The organism is Mesorhizobium sp. M0815 (assembly GCF_040319995.1).
Classification (GTDB): domain Bacteria; phylum Pseudomonadota; class Alphaproteobacteria; order Rhizobiales; family Rhizobiaceae; genus Mesorhizobium.
This window is the reverse complement of the sequence record NZ_JAMYOU010000015.1, coordinates 1-22,982: the sequence shown is the minus strand read 5'-3', so window position 1 is coordinate 22,982 and position 22,982 is coordinate 1. Positions and strand designations below refer to the sequence as shown.

Here is a 22,982-nt window from a genome sequence, read left to right as displayed (position 1 = left end):
ATGCCCAAGATCCTGTCGACACACAGACTGCACCCCCGTGCCTCTTCCATGCTGACAGGGGCCGGCGAACTCGTCGTTGCTTCCGCTCTCGACGCGGCCACGCTGGCCGCCGAGGCAAGGGACGCCGATGTCATCATCGTTCGCGCTCCTTTGCCTGCGGCGCTTTTCGAAGGCGCGACCAAGCTCAGGGCCGCGATCCGCCACGGCGCCGGGCTCGACATGGTACCGATGGAAGCGGCCAACGCGGCGGGCGTGCTGGTGGCGAACGTTCCGGGAGTGAACGCGCGCTCGGTCGCCGAATATGTGATGTTCGCGGCACTGGCGCTGCTTCGGCGCTTTCGTGTGTTGGACCGCGACTTGCGGGCGAAGGGCTGGCTGGCCGGCCGCGAACACACCGTCGTGGCTAATGAGCTTGCCGGCAAGACGATCGGCATTGTCGGCCTCGGCGCAATCGGCCAGGCGGTCGGCCACATCGCCGCCCATGGTTTCGATCTGAATGTGGTGGCAACGACGCGCAGCATGCAGCCGGCGCCGGACAGCGTCGGCTTCTTGTCGATCGATGCGCTCATCGAGCAGAGCGACATCATCGTTCTGTGCTGCCCGCTGACGCCCGAAACGCGGGGGCTGATTAGCCGGGAACGTATTGACCGGATGAAGCCGGATGCGCTGCTAATCAATGTTTCGCGCGGGCCGGTGATCGACGACGACGCGCTGATCGAGGCCTTGCAGAAGGGCCGCATCGGCGGCGCCGCGCTCGACGTTTTTGCGACACAACCGCTGCCGCCCAACCATCCCTACTTCGGCTTCGACAACGTCATCGTCACCCCGCACATGGCCGGGATCACCGAACAGTCGATGATGCGCATGGGCGTCGGCGCGGCTGGCGAAGCCTTGCTGGTGCTGGCCAACAGATTGCCGGTCAATCTGCGCAATCCCGAAGTGGTCGAGCACTACCGGCGGCGGTTCCCTGCCGATTTCTAAGCAAAGGCTACGCCTCAATTTTCCCGAATTCGCCAGCGACGTTGCCGGTATGGGAAACACCACAAAATTCCTGCTGACCGCCAGTGTCTGCATGGCGGCGGCGCATGCCTTGGCCAACGGACAGGGCAGCTACGTGTTCTGCGACAACGGCTTGCGCTGCGTGATGGCACCCTGTCCATCGAACAGCGCGCTCGACCTCGACACCGGCAAGTTCGTCAAAGGCGTTTCGATCGACATCGATCGCCTGCCGCAGCAAGACAAGGGCCTCGATCTTTCGGACAAGCTCTATGCCGGCAAGGTCGTTGTTGTCGGCTCGATCGAGAACCGCACCCGGACCTTCAACGGCAAGCGATACACCCTGCCTTGGCTGGTTGCCACCAGCATCGAGCGCACCGCCAAGGACAACGAGCGCGGCCACTGCTCGTCGCGCTGACACGCGCTATCGGATCAATTTGCAAGCAGTGCCTCGACCGCAGCGGCGATCCGCAGCAGGTGGTGGTCATGGCCATTGCGCGCCACCAGCATCAGCCCGGCCGGACGCATCATCCCGGGCATCGGCAGCGAGATGGCTGAAAGATCGAACTGGTTGGCGACCTGCGTGTTGCGCAGCAGAAGGCCTTCCGTCCTGTCGCACAGGGCCTCGTCGCCGGTCATCGAGACGATCGTCGGCGCGGTCATCGGCGTGGTCGGCAGGGCCAGCACGTCGACCGACGCCAGCCGGTCATCCATCGCGGCGGCAAGTGCTGCGCGACGGCGCATTGCTCTGATATAGACCGTGGCCGGAATGGCGGCGGCGCGCGACAATGGCCCGCTTACCCGCGGGTCGACCGGCATCGTCGCTCCCGTCGCCAGCCAGTCGGCATGGATCTCCGCCCCTTCCATTGCCGCGATCGAGGCGCGTTTGGTTGCCGCGCGCAGATCGACAAGCAGGTCGTCGATCGACAACTCCACAAGCCGTGCGCCGCTAAGCTCCATCTTGCGAAGACACCGGTCGAACGTCGTCGCGACCTCTTCCTCCGTATCATCGAACAGCACGCCGCGCGGAATACCGATGCGCAGGCCGTCCAGCGGAAGCGGCAACAGTGCCGCCAGGTTTTCGCCCGCCATCACTGCGTCGGCCGCCGCACATTCGGCGACGGTGCGGGCCAGCGGACCGATCGAGTCCAGCGTGGCCGACAGCGGAAACGCACCCGCGAGCGGCACGCGCCGCGCCGTCGGCTTGAAACCGACGACGCCATTCAACGATGCCGGAATGCGCACCGATCCGCCGGTATCGGAACCGATGGAGATTTCGCTGGTGCCTTCGCCGACCGAAACCGCGGCGCCTGAGGACGAGCCGCCCGGAATACGGCGGGCATCACTTGCATTGCCGGGCGTGCCGTAATGCGGATTGACGCCGATCGCGGTGAAGGCGAACTCGGTCATGTTGGTCTTGCCGAGGATGACTGCACCGGCCTGGCGCAACCGTTCCACGACAATGGCATCCCGCAACGCCGGCGCTGCCGTGGCGAGCAGCAGCGAGCCCGCCGTCGTCGGCTCGCCGGCGACATCGAACAGATCCTTGATCGAGGTGATCGTCCCATCGAGCGGCCCGAGCGTGACGCCGGCTTTTCGCCGCGCATCGGCGGCGTCGGCCGCCGCCCGTGCTGCTTCAGGATAGAGCTTTGCGAAAACGCTCTCATCGCCCACGCGAGCAGCAAGACGCGAAACAATTGCTTCCAGGCGATCACGGGCTGATTGCATTTTCGGTGTCGGACTCCGCACGCTTGCAACGTCTTAATGTAGCAGCCACAAACTGGCCGCAGGAGACATAGCCCGGCACGGTCAGGTTTGCACCTGTCGAACCGCACGAGGAAGGCCCGATGCTCTACGAAGGCAGCTGCCACTGCGGCAAGGTCGCGTTCGAGGTCGAAGGCGAGCTGACCGGAGCCGTACGGTGTAATTGCTCGATCTGCACGCGCAAGGGTGCACTGCTATGGGCAGTGCCGCATGAGAGCATGCGGGTGCTTGCCTGGGGCGATGATCTCGGCCGCTACAGCTTCGGCAACCATGTCATCGCCCACCGCTTCTGCCGCAGCTGCGGCATTCACCCCTTCGCCGAGGATGTCGGCGAAGGGAGCGGGCGAAGTGCCTATATCAACATTCATTGCATCGAGGCGTTGGACGTCGCCGCCGTGCCGGTCTTCGACTTCGACGGCCGTTCCGTTTAGGAATTGGGCTCGTCGATCGGCTTGGGGCCAAGGAAGAACGCCGCCAATGCCGCAAGCAACGTCGCCGCCGCGCAATACGCGAAGGCGCTGGCAACGCCGGTATTGTCGACCAGCAGGCCGCCGAAGACGGCGCCCAACGCGATGGCGACCTGGAACGTCATGACCATCAGCCCGCCGGCGCTTTCCGCCTGATCGGGGGCGGCTCGCACCAGCCAGGTCTGCAGCCCGACTGGGACGGCGCCGAAGGCAAAGCCCCAGCTGGCCACCGCTATTGCAGCCACGACGGGTGAGCCTCCGACCACCAGCAGCAGGAGCGCCGAAAACGCGATCAGCAGAGGCGCCAGGCTGACGGCTGCCTTGAGGCTGCGTTCCGCCATGAAGCCGCCGGCAAAATTGCCGAAGAAGCCACCAATGCCGTAGGCGAGCAGCACAAGCGAGATCGTCTCGATGTCCAGCGCGGGCACCTTCTCGAGAAACGGGCGGACATAGGTGAAGCCGGCAAAGTGTCCCGAGGCGACCAGCAGCACCACCAGCAGTGCCACCCTGATCATCGGCCGCTTCATCACCTCCAGCAGCGTGCGAAAACCTGCCGTACCTGCCGGCGGCAGCTTCGGAATGGTAGCCACCTGCACGAGCAGCGCTAGCGCGCCGACCACGGCGGCGATCATGAAGGCCGTCCGCCATCCCCAGATGTCGCCGACATAGGCGCCGACCGGAGCCGCACAGACCGTCGCCACCGAAACGCCGGTGAGGATGATCGACATGGCGCGCGGCATCAGCCGCATCGGAACGAGCCGCATCGCCATGGCTGCCGACATCGACCAGAAGCCACCGAGACTAATGCCAAGCATGATACGGGCGATCAGAAGAACGGGAAGCGACGACGCAAACGCGGCTACCAGATTTGACAGCACAAGCAGCACCGTCAGCGCCCACATGACCAGCCTGCGGTCCAGCCGCTTGGTGACAATGGCCATTGTCGGCGCCGCAATCGCGCCAATGACGGCGGTGGCCGTTACCGCCTGCCCTGCGGCGCCTTCGGTGATGCCGAGATCCTGCGCAAGCGGCGTCAGCAGGCTGGCAGGCAGAAATTCCGCGGTCACCAGGCCGAAGACTCCGAGCGCCAAGGAGACCACCGCCCCCCATGCGGGCTCGGATCGTTCGCCGGTTTCCGTCAGGTCGAGAACGGCGTCCATGACGCCTGTCGCGGGTTCGGTCATGAGGGATCTCCGATCTGGTTGCAGCGCAGCATCTGGCTGCAGTGCAACATAGGGAGTGACTGTCCGGAGTTTCCATGCTAGAAACACCATTATGCTTGACCGTTCGTCCAAAATCCCTGTCACCGGTGATCCGCTGACAGACATATTGCGCGGATTGCGCCTCGAAGGCGTCGATTACGGCCGTTGCGAGATGAGGGAACCCTGGGGCATCCATTTTCCGGCTCAGGCGGCGGCACGGTTTCATTTCATCGGTCGCAAAGGCTGCTGGTTGCTGCAGCCGCCCGGCGAATGGGTCGAGCTCAAGGCGGGCGACGCGGTGTTGTTGCCGCGCGGTTCAGCCCACACGCTGGCGAGCGAGCCGGGTATCGAGGCGGCGCCGATCCACGGCTATGAGGTCGAGGAGATCTGCAAGGGTGTCTATTGCATGTCGAACGACGGCGTGCCCGGCTGCCGTCCGGGCACCTTGCTGTTTTTCGGCAGCATGTATTTCAATCTCGATGGCTTGCACCCCTTGCTCGGCATGATGCCGGACGTGATGCGCGCGCATGAGTTGGAAGCCTATGAGCCAGGTATCCCGCATTTGCTGGAGGCGATGGCCCGCGAGGTGACGATGGAGCGCGTCGGCTCCGGCGGCATCCTGGCGCGGCTGGCCGATGTGCTCGCCGCGACCGTCATCCGCTCATGGGTCGAGCGCGGCTGCGGCGACTCTTCCGGATGGATCGCGGCGGTGAGGGACCGCGAGATCGGCCGGGTGCTGGCCGCGATCCATCTGGAACCGAGCCGCGACTGGACGGTGGTGGCTCTGGCGAAGATGATGGGCGCCTCGCGATCAGGTTTCGCCGAGCGCTTCGCAACCATTGTCGGCGAAACACCGGCAAAGTACGTCACGCAGGTACGGATGCACCAGGCGCGGCAATGGCTGGTCCGCGACCGGCTCAAGATTTCCGTCGTCGCGGCGCGCCTCGGCTACGAATCCGACGCCTCCTTCAGCCGCGCCTTCAAGCGGGTAATCGGATCGCCGCCCAGCCATTTCCGGGCCGAGGAACAGGCGGAGATCCGCCAGGCCGGCTAAACGTTGGCCGGGTTATTGCTCGGTGATGCAGGCCGAGCCGGCGCTGCTCTTGCAATATTTGCCGGAAGCCCCGCACCTGCCATCCGAGACTTCGACAACGGTGCCGCTCAACAACAGCTTGCAGTCACTGGTGGACAGATTGACCGTGCCGTTGAGATCCTTGATCTTCTTGGCGTCGACCTTCGCGCCGGCGACAACTTTCTTGGCTGCCTGCGCCTCGCCCAGATGTGCGGCCGACAATCCCATACCGGCGACAAGCAGGATCGCAGCAAAACTGCGGAACAGATTTCCCATAGCCAACCCTCCATTTTGGGCCTCCAAATTGGGCTCAAAGCCCGTTTGGGACCAAGGACCAGCCTATTCGACAAATCGAAGCATCCGCATCCCCCGTACGGGGGATGACGGGAAGACTCGAGCATTTCGCAGCCAAGTGGAATCACACGGCGTCGCACAAATGCGACTAAAACAGATAGATAGAGCGGGATGCACGGTCAATTTGAACGCATCCCGCTCTAGCTGCAGTAAAGAGGCTTGTACTTAGCCGGCGTGACGCAGGCTTATTCCGCTGCCCTTATCGAACAGCACCACCTTGTCCGGGTTCCAGGCAAAGCGCACCGGCTGCTCTATCTGCACGTCGGTCCTGGCCGGCACAGTGGCGCGCAGCATGGCGTCGCCGACCCGCAGCGTCAGGATCTTCTCGACGCCATGGTTCTCGACGTCATGGACCCGCGCCTCGACCGGCGCGCCGGTCTCGAGATAGACGTCCTCGGGACGAATACCGAAGACGAGCGGGCGACCGTCGGTCGCCGCGCCCGTCTTGGCACCCCCCGAAGTCTTGGCACCCCCCGCAAACGGCAATTCGAAATTCAGCGGTGCCATCACCGCACGCCCGTTAACAAGCTTGCCGTCGATGAGATTCATCGGCGGCGAGCCGACGAAGCTCGCCACGTAGGTGTCGCGCGGATTATTGTAGATCTCGTACGGCGTGCCGGTCTGGACGATGCGGCCATGGTTGAGCACGCCGACCTTGTCACCCATCGACATCGCCTCGATCTGATCGTGCGTCACGAACAGGAAGGTGGCGCCGAGCTGCATCTGCAGGTTCTTCAATTCGGTGCGCAGCGCCTCGCGCAATTTGGCGTCGAGCGCCGACAACGGCTCGTCCATCAGGAATACCCGCGGCTTGCGCACGATGGCGCGGCCGATCGAGACGCGCTGCATCTCGCCGCCTGAAAGCCGGTCGGTCTTGCGGTCGAGCAGATGCTCGATCCGCAGTGTCCTGGCAGCGCGGTCGACACGATCCTTGATCTCGGCATCGGGCAACCGGCGGATCTTCGGCTTCAGCGGAAATTCGAGGTTTTCGCGCACCGTATAACGCGGATAGAGCGAATATTGCTGCAGCACCAGCGCCACGTCGCGCTCGGCCGCGCCCCAATCGGCGACATCGACGCCGTCGATAAAGACCTGGCCTTCGCTCGGTTTTTCCAGGCCGGCAATCATGCGCAGCGTCGTCGTCTTGCCGGCGCCGGTCTCGCCGAGCAGGACGAAGAACTCGCCGTCGGCGATGTCGAGGTCGAGCCCGGTCAAAGCGGTGTGGTTGCCGAATTTCTTCGAAATGTTCTTGAGCTGGATGTGGGCCATCAGAGTCTCACTCCCAGCGATTTGCCGCTCGCCGTGTCGAAGAAATGCGCCTGGCTGGGATCGATTCTGACGAAGACCCTTTCGCCGGGGCCGCCGATGAAGCCGCTCTTGGTGCGTGCACGCAGCATCTTGGAGCCGACCTTGAGGTCGACGATATCGAAGGAGCCGAGCGGCTCAACGATCTGCGTCTCCACCGGCAAGAACCCCTCGGCGGCTTCGCGGCGAACGAGAACGCCTTCCGGCCGGATGCCGAGCGCGAGCTGGCCGCCGACATGGCCGTTGAGCTTCGACAGCAAGGTGCGCGGGAATTCGAAGCCGGCGGCCGCATCGCCGACCGTGACCGAGGCCGACGAGGCTTTCTCGGTCACCGAAGCGTCGGCGACGTTCATCACCGGGCTGCCGACAAACTGCGCGACGAAAAGATTCGCCGGATGCGAATAGACCTCGTCCGGCGAACCGACCTGCTGCAGTACGCCCTCATGCATGATGACGATGCGGTCGGCGAGGCTCATCGCCTCGATCTGGTCGTGAGTGACGTAGATGCTGGTCGAGCCCTGCTTGATGTGCAGCCGCTTGATCTCGGCCCGCATCTCCTCGCGCAGCTTGGCATCGAGCGCGCCGATCGGCTCGTCCATCAGCATCGCCTTCGGCCGCCGCACCAAGGCTCGGCCGATCGCGACGCGCTGCATGTCGCCGCCGGACAGGGCCGACGGTTTCTTGGCGAGGAGATCGCTGATCTGCAGCGTCTTGGCGACCGAGCGCACCTCGCTGTCGATCTCGGCCTTGCTCTTGCGCGTCGCCCTCAGTGGAAAGGCGATGTTCTCGTAGACGCTCATATGCGGATAGAGCGAGAACGATTGGAAGACCATGGCGATGTCGCGGTCGGCGGCCTTGAGGTGCTGGACCGGCTTGCCGTCGATGAGGATGTCGCCGCCGTCGATCGTCTCCAGTCCGGCAACGGCCCTGAGCGTCGTCGTCTTGCCGCAGCCCGACTGGCCGAGCAGCACGATGAACTCGTTATCGTCGATCTTCAGGTTGAGGTCCTTGATGACCTGGACGGCGCCGAAATATTTCTGGACGCCGCGAAGCTCGATCTGGGTCAATGCTGTGCCCCCGGGTTTGCCCCTTGCCCGGTGCCGGCCTTCTCCTCCGGCGCGATCTTGGAGGTGATGTTGAAGCCGATCAGGCCGATCAGGATGATGGTCACGCCGTAGCTGTGCAGCAGCATGTGCCATGGCTGGCAGAGCGCGATGATGCCGAGCACCATCAGCACCTGGCTGCCCGGTTCAAGATATTTCTGATTGATGTCGCGAAAACTCATTTGCGGATCGCTCCGAAGGACATGCCGCGCAAGAGGTGGTTGCGGAGCAGGAAGGTGAAGATCGCAACCGGCAGCAGGAACAGGAAGGTTCCGGCGGCAATCACCGTCCAGTCCGGCAGGCCGGCGCCGACCTGGCTGGGAATGAAAGGCGGCGCCGTCTGGGCACGGCGGCTGGTCATGATCAGTGCGAAGGCATATTCGTTCCACGCCGTGATAAAGCAGAACACGGCGGTGGCGGCGATGCCGGTGGCGGCCTCGGGCAGCACGATCTTGAAGAAGGCCTCCATGCGCGTATAGCCGTCGACGAGCGCCGCCTCCTCATACTCCTTGGGGATCTCGTCCATGAAGCCTTTCATCAGCCACACCGAGAAGGACAGGTTGAAGGCGGTGTAAAGGATGATCAGGCCGACATGGGAATCGTTGAGGCCGACCGCCCGGTACATCAGGAACATCGGAATGGCGACGACCACCGGCGGCAGCATGCGCGTCGACAGGATGAAGAACAGCAGGTCCGCCTCGCCTTTCACCTTGAAGCGCGAGAACCCATAGGCGGTGAAGGTGCCCATGCCGACGGCCAGGACGGTCGAGGTTATGGCAACGATCAGCGAGTTCATGAAACGGCTCGGATAGCCCGACCACTGCACCTGGCCCTTGCCGTCGCGCACGATCTTTTCGCCGCCATTGAAGACGACGCGCTCCCACCACGGCGCAGCCGCGTACTCCTCCGGTGATGGCGGGCTGCGCAGCTGCGAACGCTTGGTGAACAACTTGACGAAGGGCGATATCTCCGGCTGGAAAACCACCGTCGGCGGAATGGTGGTGGCGAGGTTGCGCGGCTTGAACGCCGTCGAGGCTATCCAGTAGATCGGCGCCAGGAAGATGATCGTCACCAGCAGGACGGCGACGATGGCGACCCGGTTGAAGGTGATTTCGGAAGAAGTGCGGACTGCGGCCATCTCAGCGCTCCTTCACCTTGTTGAGGTATTTGACATAGATGTTGGTGATCGCTAGCACCATGATCAGCACGATGTAGGCGAGCGCGCAGGAGCGCCCGGTCTGCCATTCCTGGAACGCCATCTTGTAGAGCCGGATCGAGATCAGCTCGGCCGTCGGCTGGCTGGTCAGGATATAGGCGAGGTCGAAGGTCTTGAACGCTTCCATGGTGCGGAAGATGACCGCGATCATCAGGATCGGCGCGACCAGCGGCAGCGTGATGCGGAAGAAGGTGTAGAACGGCCCGGCCCTGTCGATCGCGGCGGCCTCGTAGAGATGCTTGGGCACGGCCGACAGGCCGGCCAGCGACAACAGCATGACGAAGGGCGACCACATCCAGATATCGGTCAGCGCGACCGCATAGAGCGCCATTTTCGGATCCGACAGCCATTCGAAGGTGCCGAGGCCCAGCGCATAATTGATGATGCCGAAGGACGGATCGTAGAGCAGTTTCCAGAACAGGCCGACGACGGCCATAGACAGCATCATCGGCAACAACAGGAGCGTCGTCAGCAGGCCCTTGAGCGGAATGTCGCGGTTGAGCAGCATGGCCACGCCGAAGCCGACGAGCAGCTGGCCGGCGACCGAGATGATGACGTATTTTGCGGTGATGGCGAAGTTGGACCAGACATAGGGATCGCTGAGCAGGTCGCGATAGTTTTGCAGCCCGACGAAATTCGCCGCCGCGCTGGTCGAGGCGCGGAAATCGGTGAACGAATAGCCCAGCGAATAGATCAGCGGGAAGATGTTGAAGACGATCAGAAACAGGATCGTCGGGATGATGAAGAGATTGCGGATCGAAATGTCGCTTAGACCGCGAGCAGCGGCCCGCGAGGACCTGTCCAGCGTGGTGATCATCGTGGTCGCCAAGACCCTGCTCCCGGTTCAAGAATCAGAAAAAGAAACGGAGGAGGCACGAACGCCCCCTCCGTGAAGGTTCATACTTATTGGCCGCGGCCGTATTTCTTGAAGGTCGCGTTCCAGTCGGCTGCCAGTGCGTCCAGCGTCTCCTTGGCGGTGCCTTCGCCGCCGATCATGTAGGGGTAGATGCGCTGGTTGAGCTGCTGCAGCAGTTCGGCATATTCCGGAACCGCCCAGAAGTCCTTGACCTTGAACATGGTCTCGTAGAACGCCTTGTTGTAGGGCGTGGCGTTCTGGAATTCGGGCGACTTGAGCACGGCGGCACTGCAGGTGTAGCCGCCAAGCGCTGCCCATTTCTTCTGGGTCTCGTCCTTGATGAACCATTCCAGGAACTTGGTCGCCTCTTCCTGCTTCTGCGAGTAGGAAACGATGGAGATGCCCTGACCGCCGAGTGCGGCGAACTGGTCCCCGTTCGGGCCGGGAGGATTGGCGAAGAAGCCGGTGTTCTTGGCGTTCGGGTTCGACGCCTCGTTGATCAGCGAGGGGAAGAACGCGAAGTAGTTCATGCTCATCGCGGCCAGGTTTTCAGTGATCGCCTGGTTGTCCTCGACGAAGAACGACTTGGCCCAGCCCGGAGGCGTGAACTTGTAGAGTTCCTTGTAGGCGTCGAGCGCCGCGATCGCCTTGTCGGAGTTGATGAAGCCGTCGACCTTGTAGGTCTTATAATCACCCAGCTCGCCGCCAAAGGAAAACAGCGCGTTTTCGAAGCCCATCGCCATCGCGTCATACGAATTGTCGGTGTAGATGGCGATGCCGTATTTTTTCTGGTCCGGCCGGTAGAAGAACTCGGCGATGTCGCGCAGCGCCTTGAAATCCTTCGGCACGTCGAGATCGTAGCCATACTTGGCCTTGAAGGCTTCCTTTTCCTTCGGATCCTCGAACCAGTCCTTGCGGTAGGACCAGCCGACGGCGTCGCCTTCAAGCGGAATGGCCCAGTACTTGCTGCTGCCGCCCGGATATTCGGCGTAGTACTTCACCGTCGCCGGTGCCATCACGTCGCCGACCTTGTGCTTGTTGAAGAAGTCGGTCAGGTCGACATAGTGGCCACCGGTCGAGCCGGCACCGAGCCATTGCGAGTCGCCGACGACCATATCATAGGCGTCGCCATGGGCGTTGAACTCGGTGAAGGCTTTGGTCTGGAAGTCGGGCCACGGTGTGGTTTCCACCGTGATTTTGACGCCGGTTTCCTTCTCGTACTCGTTGCCGAGTTCCTGCAGGTAATTGGCCGGATCCCATTCCGCCCAGAAGATTGTAAGTTCCTTTTCCTGCGCGTAGACGGACGTTCCGCAGGCTAGCACTAAGCCGATACCAGCAAGCAAGCTGGTCATTGTCTTGCGCATAATGATTTCCTCCCTTGTGCGCATTCTACCGCGTCATGCGAGCCGGCGGCGAGGCCGGCCCTGGTAGTCCTCCCGTGACGGCACCGTTCCGGTTTTTGAGCCTCCTCGTTCGACCGAAACGGATATTAGCCTTCACCCTTTGATCCGCTTTATTTGTCCTGATCTGGTATTACCAATTTCAGACGAACGTCAAGCCCTTTCTTGGACGGCGGCGGACACGCAGACAAGTTGGTTTCTGCGATATCTGCCTGTTTTCCCTGAATTTTCCTACTCCTTGATACAGAGGGGCCTTGCCTCGGCCGCTGCATCGCCAATAGTATGAGTAGGCAGGGTGCAAATCTGGTCGAACCAGATTGGCGTCATCTAGCGGCTGTCATCGGTGCGATCCCATCTCCTTCAATCATCGATTCCGTCACAGCTGCGCGTACCAGCGCGCTGGCGGCCCATTGCGCGACCGACATCATACTGCGGCTGTCCAATCCCCATATATCCTTCAGTACGATCAGCATCTCAACACCGAAGATCAATGACAGCGCCTGCGCGAGCCGCTTGAATTCGCGCGGCGGCAACCGGCCTTTGAGTGGCGCAATCGCATCTTTCAAAAGATCGACGCGATGGCCGCGCGTGAACGCCGGTTCGCCGTCAAACGTGCCTGCCTGTCGCTGCGCCCACTGGTCGAGCGACAGTTTCAGCGCCGCCTTGAACGTCGCTTCGAAGGCCTCGATGCGCGGCATGGCGGTCTCGAACAGCTCGGCCACCCGGCGCTCGGGATCGGCAGAGCTCGATTTCCAGGTAAGGATCGGTCCGAGCCCCTCATCGACCACCGCCTGCACCAGCGCCGCCTGGCTCGGAAAATACCGATAGGCGGTGGCGCGTGAGACTTCCGCCGCCTCCGCCACCTCGCTGACCGACGGCGTGGCGCCCGCCTGCATCAGCTTTGTCGCCGTCTCCAGCATCAGCCGCCTGGTGCGCGCGCGGGCCCCGCGCTCTACCCGCGGGTTCGGCCCCTGGCCGGCATCGTCGTCCGTTGCCGCTTGTTGACGTGAGACATTCATGTCAATACGATACGCGCGTCTCAAAAAATTGCAATGGCCCTTCGCGCCGTCGAATGGCCGGGCAAAGGGGCGGCAGCGTCGAACACGCCCAGGACCGGGGAAACGCGATGAAGCGCATCTATGTGGTGGGCACCGCCGACACCAAGGGCGAGGAACTCGCTTTTCTGGCCGATGCGGTCGCCGCAACCGGCGCTTCGATTGCCCGTGTCGACATCGGAACACGCGGCGCGACCGTGCCGGTCGATGTTTCGGCAGACGAGGTCGCCAGCCACCATTCAGAGGGTCGCAATGCCGTGCTCGGCGTCGACGACCACGGCACCGCAGTGGCGGCGATGGCTGCCGCCTTTGCCCGATTTGTTCAATCGCGTAGCGATATTGCCGGGATTATCGGCATCGGCGGTGGCGGCGGCACCTCGATCATCACCACAGGCATGCGCACGCTGCCGCTCGGCCTGCCCAAGATCATGGTTTCGACCTTGGCCTCCGGCGACACCGCGCCTTATGTCGACGTCTCCGACATCGTCATGATGCCGTCGGTGACCGACATGGCCGGCCTCAACCGGCTTTCCCGTGTCGTGCTCCACAATGCCGCCCAGGCGATATCAGGCATGGCGGCAAAGCCGGCGCCGCCGGCCGACGGCAGACCCTCGATAGGCCTCACCATGTTCGGCGTCACCACGCCGTGCGTGACCGCCATCGCCGACGAACTTCGTTCGACTTATGACTGTATGGTATTTCATGCCACTGGAACCGGCGGCCGCACCATGGAAAAATTGGCCGACAGCGGCTTGTTGTCCGGCGTCATCGACATCACCACGACCGAAGTCTGCGACTTGCTGTTTGGCGGCGTGCTGCCGGCGACGGACGATCGCTTTGGTGCCATCGCCCGCACCGGGCTGCCTTATGTCGGCTCGGTCGGCGCGCTCGACATGGTCAATTTCTGGGCGCCGCCAACAATTCCGGAACGCTATCGCGGCCGGCTATTCTATGAGCACAATCCAAACGTCACACTGATGCGCACCACCGCCGACGAAAGCAGAATGATCGGCGAATGGATCGGTACAAGGCTGAGCCTCTGCCAGGGTCCGGTTCGTTTCCTCATTCCGGAGAAAGGCGTGTCGGCGCTCGACATCGAAGGCGGCGCCTTCTTCGACCCTGAAGCCGATGCAGCTTTGTTCGAGGCGATCGAGCGCACCATCAAACCCGCCAAAACGCGGCGCGTTCTGCGCCTGCCGCTGCATATCAACGACCCCGAATTCGCCTGGGCCGCCACAACGGCCTTCCTCGACATCGCCAGACAGTGAGACACCAAGATATGGCCGCCATACCGCGCAAGAAAATCCTGGAGAAATTCCGCAAGATGATCGCGGACGGCGTTCCGATCGTCGGCGGCGGTGCCGGCACCGGCCTGTCGGCCAAGGCAGAGGAAGCTGGCGGCATCGACCTGATCATCATCTACAATTCCGGCCGCTACCGCATGGCCGGGCGCGGCTCGGCCGCCGGCCTGCTCGCCTATGGCAACGCCAACGAGATCGTCAAGGAGATGGCCTACGAAGTGCTGCCGGTAGTGAAGAAGACGCCGGTGCTGGCCGGCGTCAACGGCACCGATCCCTTCGTCATCATGCCGCTGCTTTTGGCCGAGTTGAAGACGATGGGCTTTTCCGGTGTGCAGAACTTTCCGACCATCGGCCTGTTCGACGGCCAGATGCGGCAGAGTTTTGAAGAAACCGGCATGGGCTTCGGGCTCGAGGTCGACATGATCGCCGAGGCTCACAAACTCGACCTGTTGACCACGCCCTACGTCTTCAATCCAGACGAGGCTCGCGCCATGACACAAGCCGGCGCCGACATCGTCGTCGCCCATATGGGGGTGACCACCGGCGGTTCGATCGGTGCGACCTCGGCTAAATCGCTGGACGACTGTGTGAAGGAGATCGACGCCATTGCCGAAGCGGCACGCTCAGTGCGCGAGGATATCATCCTGCTTTGCCATGGCGGGCCGATCTCGATGCCGGACGACGCCAAATATATTCTCGAGCGCTGCAAGGGCCTGCACGGTTTCTACGGCGCGAGTTCGATGGAACGGCTGCCGGCGGAAGCTTCGATCGCCAGGCAAACGGCGGATTTCAAGGCCGTCACGTTCGGCGCTGCGTAGAAGAAGGGGTGAGACGATGACCGACAACAGCAAGGTGTTCGTATACCCAAAAGACGTCAGCGCCTTCGGCTTCGACTGGGGCAGGCTGTCGCTGACGGTCGCTCCCGAAGTGAACGGCGCGAAGCGCTTTTCCGGTGGTGTCGTCGACCTGCCGTCGGGCAAGGGCCATACGCGTCATAACCATCCGGGTGCCGAGGAGATCATTTTCGTCATCTCAGGCAATGGCGAGCAGATGGTCGAAGACGAGAAGGGCAATCCGGTCGTCGAGAAGGTCGGCCCCGGTTGCACCATCTATGTGCCGGAAAGCCGCTTCCATTCGACGCTCAATACCGGCGACGCGCCGATGCAGCTTTTCGTCGTCTATTCGCCGGCCGGGCCGGAATTGGCACTGCGCGACCTGCCGGATTTCAGGCTGCTGCCGTCAGGTGGGAATTGAGATAGACGGCGCCTAAGCCCCGCCCCTGTTCCAGCCCCTACCCCGATCGCCGAACATAATGTAACCGGCGCCGGTCACCGCCACCGTGTCCTCCAGCTTGATGAAGCCGCGCGTCGGGTGGAGCATGGTCGTCTCGACCGAAAGCACCATGTTCTTCTCCAGCGGCTTTGCGGCATAGGTGCCTTCATAGGTCACCGGATGGTTGGTCATCAGGAACGGCGCTTCGTGCGTGATCAGCCCCATGCCATGCGCGAAGAAATCGGTATAGGCCGCAACCTTGGATTTCTTCAGCACGCCTTCGGCATGAGAAATCATGTCACCGCCCAGCGTGCCCGCCTTTACCTTGGAGAAGGCCGCCTGCTGCACCGTCTCGATCTCGGCCAGCAGATCCTCGAGTTCGGCGTCAGGCTCACCCAGCACGCCCATGCGGCAAAGGTCGCCGATATAGCCGTGGTAGTTGCCGCCGGAATCGATCGACATCACCTCGCCCTTCTTCCACGTTTGCGGCGAGGCCGCGCGGTTGTGACTGGAGCCTAGCGTCAACAGGCAATATTCGAAATGCGCGCCGCGATTGGTCTCCTCGCGCCTGAGCTGTTCGATGATCTCGCTCTTGGTTGTGCCTTCGCGTGCCCAGCCGATGGTCGCCAGCATGGAATCGGTGATCAGCTCCGAAGCAATGCGCAGCTTCTCCAGCTCGGCTTCGGTTTTGATTGCTCGCATGCGCTCCAGCATGTGCGTGGCGTCGATCAGCTTGGCGTCCGGCAGCGCGTTGCGGATCAGCATATAGGCGTCGGACGGCAGGAAGGCGGGCTCGATGCCAATGCGGGCGTTGCCCTTGCCGATCTTCCGCAAATGCTCGACCGCCAGGTTGGCGGCATCGAGCGTGCCCCAGCAGGCGGCATGCAGTGTCGGCGTCCAGAACGGATGGTTCTGGTGCTCGCCGCCCTCCATGCGGTTGCCGATATAGGCGGCATGCTCCGGCCCGCCTTTCTCGTAGACGACGACAGGCAGATAGCGGCTATGGCCGATCGCATCCATGGCGGCGAAGAAGATGAACTTGTAGCCGCCAAGCAGATATTGCGTGTTGTGCTTGGAGGTGGCGAGCAGCACGTCGATGCCGGCTTCCTCCATCAGCCCGTCCACCCTGGCCTGGTCGAACGGCACGCTGCCGACGACATTCTTGCCCGGAGCAACGTTCATTGTCTCTCTCCCTGAAGTGCCATGACCGACCGCACGTGGCGACGGCCTTTCTGGTTTTAGAGCCTTGGCTCCCCTCAAATCTGCATCATTTTGCCCGGTCTGGTCCAGCCAGAATGGGTCGAGCGGGCGCCAAAAGCTCATTCCGCTACCGGCATGGTCTAATCTGGTCCGGCCAGATCAGCGCATTGGACCGCTTCCCTGTAACTGGTCCAGCGGACGGAAATTTCAAAGCCACGTGAGGATGCGCCAATTCCGTCTCTGGCGAAACCCCGGACAAGGGCCATAATCAGCTTTGCAGGATGCTCACGAGCGTCCGAGGGGTACGGCGCACCCGGCCGGGTCGCGGAGAGGACGGAGTTCGATCATGCCAGAGTTCACCATTTCCAGGCGTACGATGCTTGCGGGTTCGGCATTGCTGCTGGCCTCCACCGCCATGCCGACGATCGGCTGGGCGCAGACGCCGAAAAAGGGCGGACGACTGGTTGTCGCCGCTGATTCCGAGCCGCGCAATCTCAATCCGGCGATTGTCGCCTCGAACGGCGTCTTCTTCATCTCGAGCAAGATCGTGGAAACCTTGGCCGAGGCCTCCTTCGGCGGCAAGGACGGGCTCGAGCCACGGCTGGCGCTCAGCTGGGAAGGCGCCGCCGACGGCCTGTCGGTGACGTTCAAACTGCGCGAGGACGTCAAATGGCATGACGGGAAGCCCTTCACCTCAGCCGATGTCGCCTTCTCGGCGTTGCAGGTCTGGAAACCGCTGCAGAATCTCGGCCGCACCGTGTTCAAGGATCTGGAGGCGGTCGACACGCCGGACGAGGCGACCGCCGTGTTCAAATTCGCCAAGCCGACCCCGTTCCAGCTGATCCGCAACGCCTTGCCGGCGCTGAGCAGCGTGGTGCCCAAGCACATCTACGAGACCGGAAAGATCGAGGACAACCCGGCCAACAACGCCCCGGTCGGCACCGGACCGTTCAAATTTGCCGAATACAAGCCCGGCGAATATTACCGGCTGGAGAAGAACACCGACTATTGGGGCAAGGACGAGCCCTATCTCGATGAGATCATCTATCAGGTGCTGCCGGACCGCACGTCGGCGGCCAGCGCGCTCGAGGCCGAAGAGATCCAGCTCGCCGCCTTCTCCGCCGTGCCCCTGGCCGATCTCGACCGCATCTCCAAAGTGCCCGGCCTCAAGGTGATCACCAAAGGATACGAAGGGCTGACTTACCAACTGGTCGTCGAGATCAACCATCGCCGCAAGGAGCTGGCCGACCTGAAAGTGCGCCAGGCGATCGCTCACGCTATCGACAAGGATTTCGTCGTCAAGACGGTGTTTCTCGGCTATGCCGCCACCGCCACTGGCCCGGTGCCGAAAAACGACCCGCAATTCTACACCGCCGACGTGCCGACCTATGCTTTCGACGTCGCCAAGGCCAACGCCTTGCTCGACGAGGCCGGCTACAGCCGAGGCGATGATGGCAAGCGCTTTTCGCTGAAACTGCTGCCGGCGCCCTATTTCAACGAGACCAAGCAGTTCGGCGACTATCTTCGTCAGGCGCTCGCCGCCATCGGCATCGACGCCCAGCTGGTCAACAACGACTCTGCCGCGCATATCAAGGCGGTTTACACCGACCACGCCTTCGACCTTGCGGTCGGGCCGCCGGTGTTCCGCGGCGATCCGGCGATCTCGACCACCATCCTGGTGCAGAGCGGCATTCCCGACGGGGTGCCTTTCTCCAACCAGGGCGGCTACAAGAACGCCGATCTCGACGCTCTGATCGCCAAGGCATCGGAGACGCTTGACACCGCCGCCCGCACCGAACTCTACAAGGAGTTCCAGAGAAAAGTTGCCGCCGACCTGCCACTGATCAACGTCGCCGAATGGAGTTTCATCAGCGTCGCCCGCGATACGGTCAAGAACATCGCCAACACCCCGCGCTGGGCGGTGTCGAACTGGGCGGACACCTATTTAGAATCGTGACACATTCTGGCGGATGAAAATTCGCGCCGAAATCCGTGTGGAAACTTGGTCAAATACCGAGTTCCTTCACACCCCCCTCTGTCCTGCCGGACATCTCCCCCGCAAAGGGGGAGATTGGCTGGCCGCAACGTCGGCTTATTTGCCTGCTGCGTTGAAGATTGGCGAAATCGCTAATGACATCCGATCTCCCCCCTTGCGGGGGAGATGTCCGGCAGGACAGAGGGGGGTGGGAAGAAACACCGCATCTCCTAATTGCCACTGCGCCAAGCACCCGGCGCCGCCATGAGCCGCGCCCTCACCCTCCTTCGCCGTCGCCTCGTCGGCAGCATCTTCGTGTTGCTGATTGTCGTCATCGGCACCTTCCTGTTGCTCGAAGCCGCTCCCGGCGATGCGGTCGATGCCTACATCGTCTCGACCGGCGGCGACGCCGGCATGATCGAGCTGTTGCGTCACCGCTGGGGGCTCGACCAATCTGAGCTGACGCGGCTGGCCAATTACCTTTGGGCGCTGCTGCATCTCGACCTTGGCCAGTCCGTCACCTTTTCACGGCCGATCCGCGCTGTCATCACCGAGCGCCTGCCCAACACGCTGCTGTTGATGGGCAGCGCCACCGCGCTCTCCTTCGGACTCGGCTCGGTGCTCGGCATCTATGCCGGCGCCAGACCCGGCAGCGTCCGTGATCGCTTCCTGTCTATCGGCTCGCTGGCGGTCTATGCCATACCGGGCTTCTGGCTCGGGCTGGTGCTGATCATCGTCTTTGCCGTCGACCTGCGCTGGTTTCCGATCGGCGGCATCGAGAGCATCGCCTCGGCCAGGACCGGCCTTGATCGCGCTGGCGACATCGCCCGCCATCTCGTCCTGCCGGTCTCCGCGCTCGGCTTCATTTATCTCGCGCTCTATCTGCGCATGATGCGCGCCGGCATGGCCGAGGTCTGGCGGCAGGATTTTGTCCTCGCCGCTCGCGCCAGGGGACTTTCCCGCCGTCGCGTCGTGCTCGCCCATGTCGCCCGCAACGCGCTGTTGCCGCTGGTCACCATGCTTGGCCTGCAGTCCGCGCAAATGCTGGGCGGCAGCGTCGTCATCGAAAGCGTCTTTTCGGTGCCAGGCCTTGGCCGATTGGCGCAGGAAGCGGTGGCGGCACGCGACACGCCGTTGCTGCTCGGCATCATTCTCGTCAGCGCCGTTCTGGTCGTCATCATCAACCTTCTCGTCGACATCGCCTACGCCGTCCTCGATCCGCGCGTCGGAGCCAATGAGGCCGGCGCGTGAACCCGCTTCGCCGTTTTCTCCGGACGCCGGAAGCGATCGCCGGCATTGTCATCCTGGCGGCGCTGTTTGCCGTGGCGCTTGCCGCACCTTTGTTCTTTCCCGGCGATCCGCAGGCCATTGCCGGGCCGGCATTGCTGCCACCGTTCCAGGACTGGTCGCTACCACTAGGCACCGACCGCCTCGGCCGTGACATGCTGGCCGAGCTTTTCCACGGCGCCCGCACCTCGCTGGCGGTCGGCCTGGCGGCCGCCGCCGCCGCCCTTGCCGTCGGCGCAGTGATCGGCACGCTGGCCGGCTTTGCCGGCGGCCTTATCGACGAAGTGCTGATGCGCATCACCGACGCTTTCCAGACCGTGCCAGCTTTTCTGCTGGCTTTGGCTTTCGTCAGCATCGTCGGGCCGTCGCTCGGCGTCGTCGTCGCGGCGATCGCACTGGGCGCCTGGACCGGACCGGCACGCGTGGCGCGAGCCGAAGTGCTGTCGATCCGCGAGCGCGATTTTGTAGCGGGCGCCCGCGTCATCGGCATGCATCCGCTGGAGATCGCCTTTCGCGAGGTGCTGCCCAACGCATTGCCGCCGGTACTGGCATTGTCGTCGGTGATCGTCGCCGCGGCGATTCTCACCGAAGCGGCATTGTCCTTTCTCGGCCTCGGCGACCCCAACCGCGTTACCTGGGGCGGCATGATCGCCGAAGGCCGTGCCGTGCTGCGCACCGCGCCGTTCCTGTCGATCGTTCCGGGAATAGCACTCGTGCTCACGGTGCTAGGTGTGTATCTCGCCGGCGAAGGCGTCGTCGAGACGACGGCGGTGAGGAGGGGCCTGTCGTGACGGCGCTGCTTTCGATCCGCAATCTGACGGTGACCTATCGCCGCGATGGCTCCGAGGTGACGGCACTAAAGAGTGTCAGCCTCGACATTCCCGCCGGCGAGCGCTTTGCCATCATCGGCGAGAGCGGTTCGGGCAAGAGCACGCTGGCGCTTGCCATTGCCGGGCTGCTGCCGGGTTCTGCCAGGATCGAAGGCCGCATCGATTGGCTCTTGCGCCCGCCGCCAATGTCTGGTGCCAAGACACCCCCCTCTGTCCTGCCGGACATGTCCGGCAGGACAGAGGGGGGTGCGACGGGACGTCAGCCTGCAAGTCTTCGCGACCATGCTTCAATCGGCGGCCGTGACATCGGCTTCATCTTCCAGGATCCATCGGCGAGCCTTGACCCGGTGATGCCAATTGGCAAGCAGATCGCCGAGGTCGCCTACACCCACCTCGGCCTCAATTGGCCGCAAGCCTACGCGAAGGCCCAAAACTTGCTTGAACGGGTCCGTCTGCCCGACTCCAATGCGGCTATGCATGCCTTTCCACACCAGCTTTCCGGCGGCCAGAAGCAGCGCGTCGCCATCGCCGCGGCAATCGCGTCCGGCCCGAAACTGCTGATCGCCGATGAGGCGACCAGCGCGCTGGACACCATCGTGCAGGCCGAGATCGTCGCGCTAATTCGGCAATTGGTGGCCGAGGACGGCATGACGCTGTTGTTCGTCAGCCACGACATCGCGCTGGCCGCTGAGCTGGCGGGGCGCATCGCCGTGTTCCGGAATGGCGAATTGATCGAACTCGGTGCGACGGCGCAGGTCGTCGGTGCGCCGCGGCACACTTACACTCGGGCGCTGCTTGACGCTCATCTCGGCCTCGACGCCGAGCCGCTGTTGCAGCGAACATGACCAGTCCTCTGTTCGCCGTTTCCGGCCTGACCAAACGATACCCTCGCGGCGGCAAGATCATTGCCGCGGCAGATAACGTTTCCTTCCACATCGAAGCTGGCGAGACGCTGGCGCTGGCCGGACCTTCAGGCAGCGGCAAGTCGACGATAGCCCGGCTGATGCTGCGGCTCATCGAACCCGACGCCGGCCATATCGAATTTGAAGGCAGCGACTTCCTGTCAATGAACGGCGCTGCCTTGCGCCACCGGCGCGCTCGTCTGCAGATGGTGTTTCAGGATCCGCTCGCCGCCTTGAACCCGCGCACCACGGTGGCGCGTGTGCTCGACGACCCCTTGCGCATCCATCACATTGCCTCTCGTGCCGAGCGCCCGCGCCGTATTGCCACTCTGCTGGAGCGCGTCGGCCTCAGCCCCGGTCTCGCCGGCCGCGCCATTCACGAAATCTCCGGCGGCCAACGCCAACGAGTCGCCATCGCCCGCGCCATCGCCACAAAACCGTCGCTGGTCGTGCTCGACGAGGCCGTGTCGGCGCTCGACGTTTCGGTGCGCGCGCAGATCCTGCGGCTGCTGCTTGACCTTCAGCGCGAAGAGCGCATCGCCTATCTATTCATTTCGCACGATCTCGGTGTCGTCCGTGCCATCGCTCACCGGGTCGCCATTTTGGACGCCGGGCGCATTGCCGAGAGCGGCGATGCCCGTACCGTCATCGACGCGCCGCAATCCGCGATCGGCAAGGCGCTGGTGGCGGCAGCGCCAAGACTGTCAAGGATCGAACAGGACGCATCATGACCGACGTCGAAGCCCGAGCCGAAAAACTGTCGCGCGAACTCGATTCCGCCTTCCGTAACCGCGCCGATCTCTATCGTCTGTTGCTCGACGAGCTAACCGCGGAAGTTGGCGCGGAAAAGGCTGAGGCTATCATGATCCGCACCATCGAACGGCGCGGCAAGGAGGTTGCGGCGTCGGCCTTCGCCGATTTCGGCCCGAACGACGCAACGGCGATCGGCGAGGCGTTCCTCGCCGTCAGCCCGGATGGCGGCCGCATGTATCCGACCGACGTCGAACGCGGCCAAGGCCGCATCGCCTTCAAGGTCAAGCGCTGTCCGCTGAAGGACGCTTGGGTCGAAGCTGGCGTTGGCGACAAGAAGCTCGCCACGCTCTGCCGCATCGCCGGCGCCTTCGACCGCGGCCTGTTCGAGGCCACCGGAGTGCGCTTCGACAACGTCACCTGGACGCCGGGCCACGGTTCCGGCTGCTGCCACATCGCCTTGACCAACCGGGATGCCGGCTAGAGCTGCAGTTCGAGCCATGTCGGCGAAGACGTAAAGCTCCGTCCCGTTGGGCAGCGCAGAGCCAAACAAAAACCCCCGGCGCCGCAAGGCAACCGGGGGTTTTGATGATAGTGTCCTGAAGGTTCTGCAAAAAGTTTTGGAGAGAGAACGGCGCTTGCTCTGAAGGGCGAGCGGCCATGGCACGGTGGTGA

Annotated in this window: 24 protein-coding genes; 13 read left to right on the top strand and 11 right to left on the bottom strand. The window is 63.1% G+C overall.

Annotation, left to right across the window (positions count from 1 at the left end; translation table 11 throughout):
• Together NKI01_RS17710 and NKI01_RS17705 are read left to right on the top strand one after the other, a co-directional pair.
• Nucleotides 1-981, top strand: a complete 981-nt coding sequence (locus NKI01_RS17710; RefSeq protein WP_352483634.1) for a hydroxyacid dehydrogenase — start codon at nt 1-3, stop codon at nt 979-981.
• A gap of 49 nt (nt 982-1,030) precedes the next feature.
• Complete coding sequence (locus tag NKI01_RS17705; protein WP_023721986.1) at nt 1,031-1,414, top strand: hypothetical protein; 384 nt, start codon at nt 1,031-1,033, stop codon at nt 1,412-1,414.
• A 14-nt stretch (nt 1,415-1,428) separates the two neighbouring features.
• Here NKI01_RS17705 and NKI01_RS17700 read toward each other — a convergent pair whose 3' ends face one another.
• Nucleotides 1,429-2,724 (bottom strand): amidase, encoded by a 1,296-nt coding sequence (locus NKI01_RS17700; protein ID WP_352964077.1) that lies wholly within the window; start codon nt 2,722-2,724, stop codon nt 1,429-1,431.
• 119 nt (nt 2,725-2,843) lie between these two features.
• Here NKI01_RS17700 and NKI01_RS17695 point away from each other — a divergent pair, with 119 nt between their 5' ends.
• The gene (locus NKI01_RS17695) at nt 2,844-3,191 is read left to right on the top strand and encodes a GFA family protein (protein ID WP_352495522.1); all 348 of its coding nucleotides are present in this window, start codon (nt 2,844-2,846) and stop codon (nt 3,189-3,191) included.
• On the opposite strand, the gene NKI01_RS17690 is transcribed toward NKI01_RS17695, so the two are convergent.
• Complete coding sequence (locus NKI01_RS17690) at nt 3,188-4,411, bottom strand: MFS transporter (RefSeq protein ID WP_352964074.1); 1,224 nt, start codon at nt 4,409-4,411, stop codon at nt 3,188-3,190. The genes NKI01_RS17695 and NKI01_RS17690 overlap by 4 nt on opposite strands.
• Before the next feature lie 91 nt (nt 4,412-4,502).
• Here NKI01_RS17690 and NKI01_RS17685 point away from each other — a divergent pair, with 91 nt between their 5' ends.
• Nucleotides 4,503-5,483, top strand: coding sequence for an AraC family transcriptional regulator (locus NKI01_RS17685; protein WP_352495524.1), 981 nt, complete (start codon nt 4,503-4,505; stop codon nt 5,481-5,483).
• 12 nt (nt 5,484-5,495) lie between these two features.
• Here NKI01_RS17685 and NKI01_RS17680 read toward each other — a convergent pair whose 3' ends face one another.
• The 8 genes from NKI01_RS17680 to NKI01_RS17645 form a co-directional block, all read right to left on the bottom strand.
• Complete coding sequence (locus tag NKI01_RS17680) at nt 5,496-5,777, bottom strand: hypothetical protein (RefSeq protein WP_023721992.1); 282 nt, start codon at nt 5,775-5,777, stop codon at nt 5,496-5,498.
• Nucleotides 5,778-6,020: 243 nt separating this feature from the next.
• The gene (locus NKI01_RS17675; protein WP_023722319.1) at nt 6,021-7,124 is read right to left on the bottom strand and encodes an ABC transporter ATP-binding protein; all 1,104 of its coding nucleotides are present in this window, start codon (nt 7,122-7,124) and stop codon (nt 6,021-6,023) included.
• Complete coding sequence (locus NKI01_RS17670; protein ID WP_352495526.1) at nt 7,124-8,227, bottom strand: ABC transporter ATP-binding protein; 1,104 nt, start codon at nt 8,225-8,227, stop codon at nt 7,124-7,126. The genes NKI01_RS17675 and NKI01_RS17670 overlap by 1 nt, the downstream gene beginning before the upstream one ends.
• Nucleotides 8,224-8,445: a hypothetical protein gene (locus NKI01_RS17665; RefSeq protein ID WP_023722317.1), complete on the bottom strand. Its 222-nt coding sequence runs from the start codon at nt 8,443-8,445 to the stop codon at nt 8,224-8,226. Before NKI01_RS17665 ends, NKI01_RS17670 begins: the two co-directional genes overlap by 4 nt.
• Nucleotides 8,442-9,401: a carbohydrate ABC transporter permease gene (locus NKI01_RS17660; RefSeq protein ID WP_023722316.1), complete on the bottom strand. Its 960-nt coding sequence runs from the start codon at nt 9,399-9,401 to the stop codon at nt 8,442-8,444. The genes NKI01_RS17665 and NKI01_RS17660 overlap by 4 nt, the downstream gene beginning before the upstream one ends.
• Nucleotide 9,402: 1 nt before the next feature.
• The gene (locus tag NKI01_RS17655) at nt 9,403-10,308 is read right to left on the bottom strand and encodes a carbohydrate ABC transporter permease (protein ID WP_023722315.1); all 906 of its coding nucleotides are present in this window, start codon (nt 10,306-10,308) and stop codon (nt 9,403-9,405) included.
• 74 nt (nt 10,309-10,382) lie between these two features.
• Nucleotides 10,383-11,699, bottom strand: a complete 1,317-nt coding sequence (locus NKI01_RS17650; RefSeq protein ID WP_023722314.1) for an ABC transporter substrate-binding protein — start codon at nt 11,697-11,699, stop codon at nt 10,383-10,385.
• Nucleotides 11,700-12,058: 359 nt separating this feature from the next.
• Nucleotides 12,059-12,754: a TetR/AcrR family transcriptional regulator gene (locus tag NKI01_RS17645; protein WP_023722313.1), complete on the bottom strand. Its 696-nt coding sequence runs from the start codon at nt 12,752-12,754 to the stop codon at nt 12,059-12,061.
• 107 nt (nt 12,755-12,861) lie between these two features.
• Here NKI01_RS17645 and NKI01_RS17640 point away from each other — a divergent pair, with 107 nt between their 5' ends.
• The 3 genes from NKI01_RS17640 to NKI01_RS17630 are packed head-to-tail and all read left to right on the top strand — an operon-like array spanning nt 12,862 to nt 15,345.
• The gene (locus NKI01_RS17640) at nt 12,862-14,058 is read left to right on the top strand and encodes a Tm-1-like ATP-binding domain-containing protein (RefSeq protein WP_023722312.1); all 1,197 of its coding nucleotides are present in this window, start codon (nt 12,862-12,864) and stop codon (nt 14,056-14,058) included.
• An 11-nt stretch (nt 14,059-14,069) separates the two neighbouring features.
• On the top strand, nt 14,070-14,909 hold the full coding sequence (locus NKI01_RS17635; RefSeq protein WP_352484966.1) for a phosphoenolpyruvate hydrolase family protein: 840 nt from the start codon (nt 14,070-14,072) through the stop codon (nt 14,907-14,909).
• A gap of 16 nt (nt 14,910-14,925) precedes the next feature.
• A complete protein-coding gene (locus tag NKI01_RS17630) occupies nt 14,926-15,345 on the top strand; it encodes a cupin domain-containing protein (RefSeq protein ID WP_023722310.1) in 420 nt (139 codons plus the stop codon).
• 12 nt (nt 15,346-15,357) lie between these two features.
• Here the strand turns inward: NKI01_RS17630 and NKI01_RS17625 are convergent, their stop codons facing one another.
• Nucleotides 15,358-16,545 carry a M24 family metallopeptidase gene (locus tag NKI01_RS17625; protein ID WP_352484965.1) on the bottom strand — a complete coding sequence of 396 codons (1,188 nt, stop codon included), beginning with the start codon at nt 16,543-16,545 and terminating at the stop codon, nt 15,358-15,360.
• A 364-nt stretch (nt 16,546-16,909) separates the two neighbouring features.
• On the opposite strand from NKI01_RS17625, the gene NKI01_RS17620 reads away from it, so the two are divergent.
• The 6 genes from NKI01_RS17620 to NKI01_RS17595 all read left to right on the top strand — a co-directional run bounded on the left by NKI01_RS17620 (nt 16,910) and on the right by NKI01_RS17595 (nt 22,791).
• Entirely contained in the window at nt 16,910-18,520 is a 1,611-nt protein-coding gene (locus NKI01_RS17620) for an ABC transporter substrate-binding protein (protein WP_352484964.1), read from the top strand.
• A 282-nt stretch (nt 18,521-18,802) separates the two neighbouring features.
• Entirely contained in the window at nt 18,803-19,789 is a 987-nt protein-coding gene (locus NKI01_RS17615; RefSeq protein ID WP_352964069.1) for an ABC transporter permease, read from the top strand.
• Entirely contained in the window at nt 19,786-20,616 is an 831-nt protein-coding gene (locus NKI01_RS17610; protein ID WP_023722306.1) for an ABC transporter permease, read from the top strand. Before NKI01_RS17615 ends, NKI01_RS17610 begins: the two co-directional genes overlap by 4 nt.
• The gene (locus NKI01_RS17605) at nt 20,613-21,500 is read left to right on the top strand and encodes an ABC transporter ATP-binding protein (protein WP_352918462.1); all 888 of its coding nucleotides are present in this window, start codon (nt 20,613-20,615) and stop codon (nt 21,498-21,500) included. Before NKI01_RS17610 ends, NKI01_RS17605 begins: the two co-directional genes overlap by 4 nt.
• Nucleotides 21,497-22,288, top strand: a complete 792-nt coding sequence (locus tag NKI01_RS17600; RefSeq protein WP_352964066.1) for an ATP-binding cassette domain-containing protein — start codon at nt 21,497-21,499, stop codon at nt 22,286-22,288. Before NKI01_RS17605 ends, NKI01_RS17600 begins: the two co-directional genes overlap by 4 nt.
• The gene (locus tag NKI01_RS17595; protein ID WP_352849367.1) at nt 22,285-22,791 is read left to right on the top strand and encodes an L-2-amino-thiazoline-4-carboxylic acid hydrolase; all 507 of its coding nucleotides are present in this window, start codon (nt 22,285-22,287) and stop codon (nt 22,789-22,791) included. Before NKI01_RS17600 ends, NKI01_RS17595 begins: the two co-directional genes overlap by 4 nt.
• Nucleotides 22,792-22,982 lie beyond the last annotated feature (191 nt).

What these genes read in the sequence shown, in the direction of transcription:
- NKI01_RS17700 (WP_352964077.1), bottom strand. Translation starts at nt 2,724, where the DNA reads ATGCAATCAGCCCGTGATCGCCTGGAAGCAATTGTTTCGCGTCTTGCT.
- NKI01_RS17680 (WP_023721992.1), bottom strand. Translation starts at nt 5,777, where the DNA reads ATGGGAAATCTGTTCCGCAGTTTTGCTGCGATCCTGCTTGTCGCCGGT.
- NKI01_RS17665 (WP_023722317.1), bottom strand. Translation starts at nt 8,445, where the DNA reads ATGAGTTTTCGCGACATCAATCAGAAATATCTTGAACCGGGCAGCCAG.
- NKI01_RS17595 (WP_352849367.1), top strand. Translation starts at nt 22,285, where the DNA reads ATGACCGACGTCGAAGCCCGAGCCGAAAAACTGTCGCGCGAACTCGAT.
- NKI01_RS17615 (WP_352964069.1), top strand. Translation starts at nt 18,803, where the DNA reads ATGAGCCGCGCCCTCACCCTCCTTCGCCGTCGCCTCGTCGGCAGCATC.
- NKI01_RS17600 (WP_352964066.1), top strand. Translation starts at nt 21,497, where the DNA reads ATGACCAGTCCTCTGTTCGCCGTTTCCGGCCTGACCAAACGATACCCT.
- NKI01_RS17635 (WP_352484966.1), top strand. Translation starts at nt 14,070, where the DNA reads ATGGCCGCCATACCGCGCAAGAAAATCCTGGAGAAATTCCGCAAGATG.
- NKI01_RS17650 (WP_023722314.1), bottom strand. Translation starts at nt 11,699, where the DNA reads ATGCGCAAGACAATGACCAGCTTGCTTGCTGGTATCGGCTTAGTGCTA.
- NKI01_RS17690 (WP_352964074.1), bottom strand. Translation starts at nt 4,411, where the DNA reads ATGACCGAACCCGCGACAGGCGTCATGGACGCCGTTCTCGACCTGACG.
- NKI01_RS17625 (WP_352484965.1), bottom strand. Translation starts at nt 16,545, where the DNA reads ATGAACGTTGCTCCGGGCAAGAATGTCGTCGGCAGCGTGCCGTTCGAC.
- NKI01_RS17640 (WP_023722312.1), top strand. Translation starts at nt 12,862, where the DNA reads ATGAAGCGCATCTATGTGGTGGGCACCGCCGACACCAAGGGCGAGGAA.
- NKI01_RS17695 (WP_352495522.1), top strand. Translation starts at nt 2,844, where the DNA reads ATGCTCTACGAAGGCAGCTGCCACTGCGGCAAGGTCGCGTTCGAGGTC.
- NKI01_RS17705 (WP_023721986.1), top strand. Translation starts at nt 1,031, where the DNA reads ATGGGAAACACCACAAAATTCCTGCTGACCGCCAGTGTCTGCATGGCG.
- NKI01_RS17645 (WP_023722313.1), bottom strand. Translation starts at nt 12,754, where the DNA reads ATGAATGTCTCACGTCAACAAGCGGCAACGGACGACGATGCCGGCCAG.
- NKI01_RS17710 (WP_352483634.1), top strand. Translation starts at nt 1, where the DNA reads ATGCCCAAGATCCTGTCGACACACAGACTGCACCCCCGTGCCTCTTCC.
- NKI01_RS17685 (WP_352495524.1), top strand. Translation starts at nt 4,503, where the DNA reads ATGCTTGACCGTTCGTCCAAAATCCCTGTCACCGGTGATCCGCTGACA.
- NKI01_RS17660 (WP_023722316.1), bottom strand. Translation starts at nt 9,401, where the DNA reads ATGGCCGCAGTCCGCACTTCTTCCGAAATCACCTTCAACCGGGTCGCC.
- NKI01_RS17630 (WP_023722310.1), top strand. Translation starts at nt 14,926, where the DNA reads ATGACCGACAACAGCAAGGTGTTCGTATACCCAAAAGACGTCAGCGCC.
- NKI01_RS17675 (WP_023722319.1), bottom strand. Translation starts at nt 7,124, where the DNA reads ATGGCCCACATCCAGCTCAAGAACATTTCGAAGAAATTCGGCAACCAC.
- NKI01_RS17620 (WP_352484964.1), top strand. Translation starts at nt 16,910, where the DNA reads ATGCCAGAGTTCACCATTTCCAGGCGTACGATGCTTGCGGGTTCGGCA.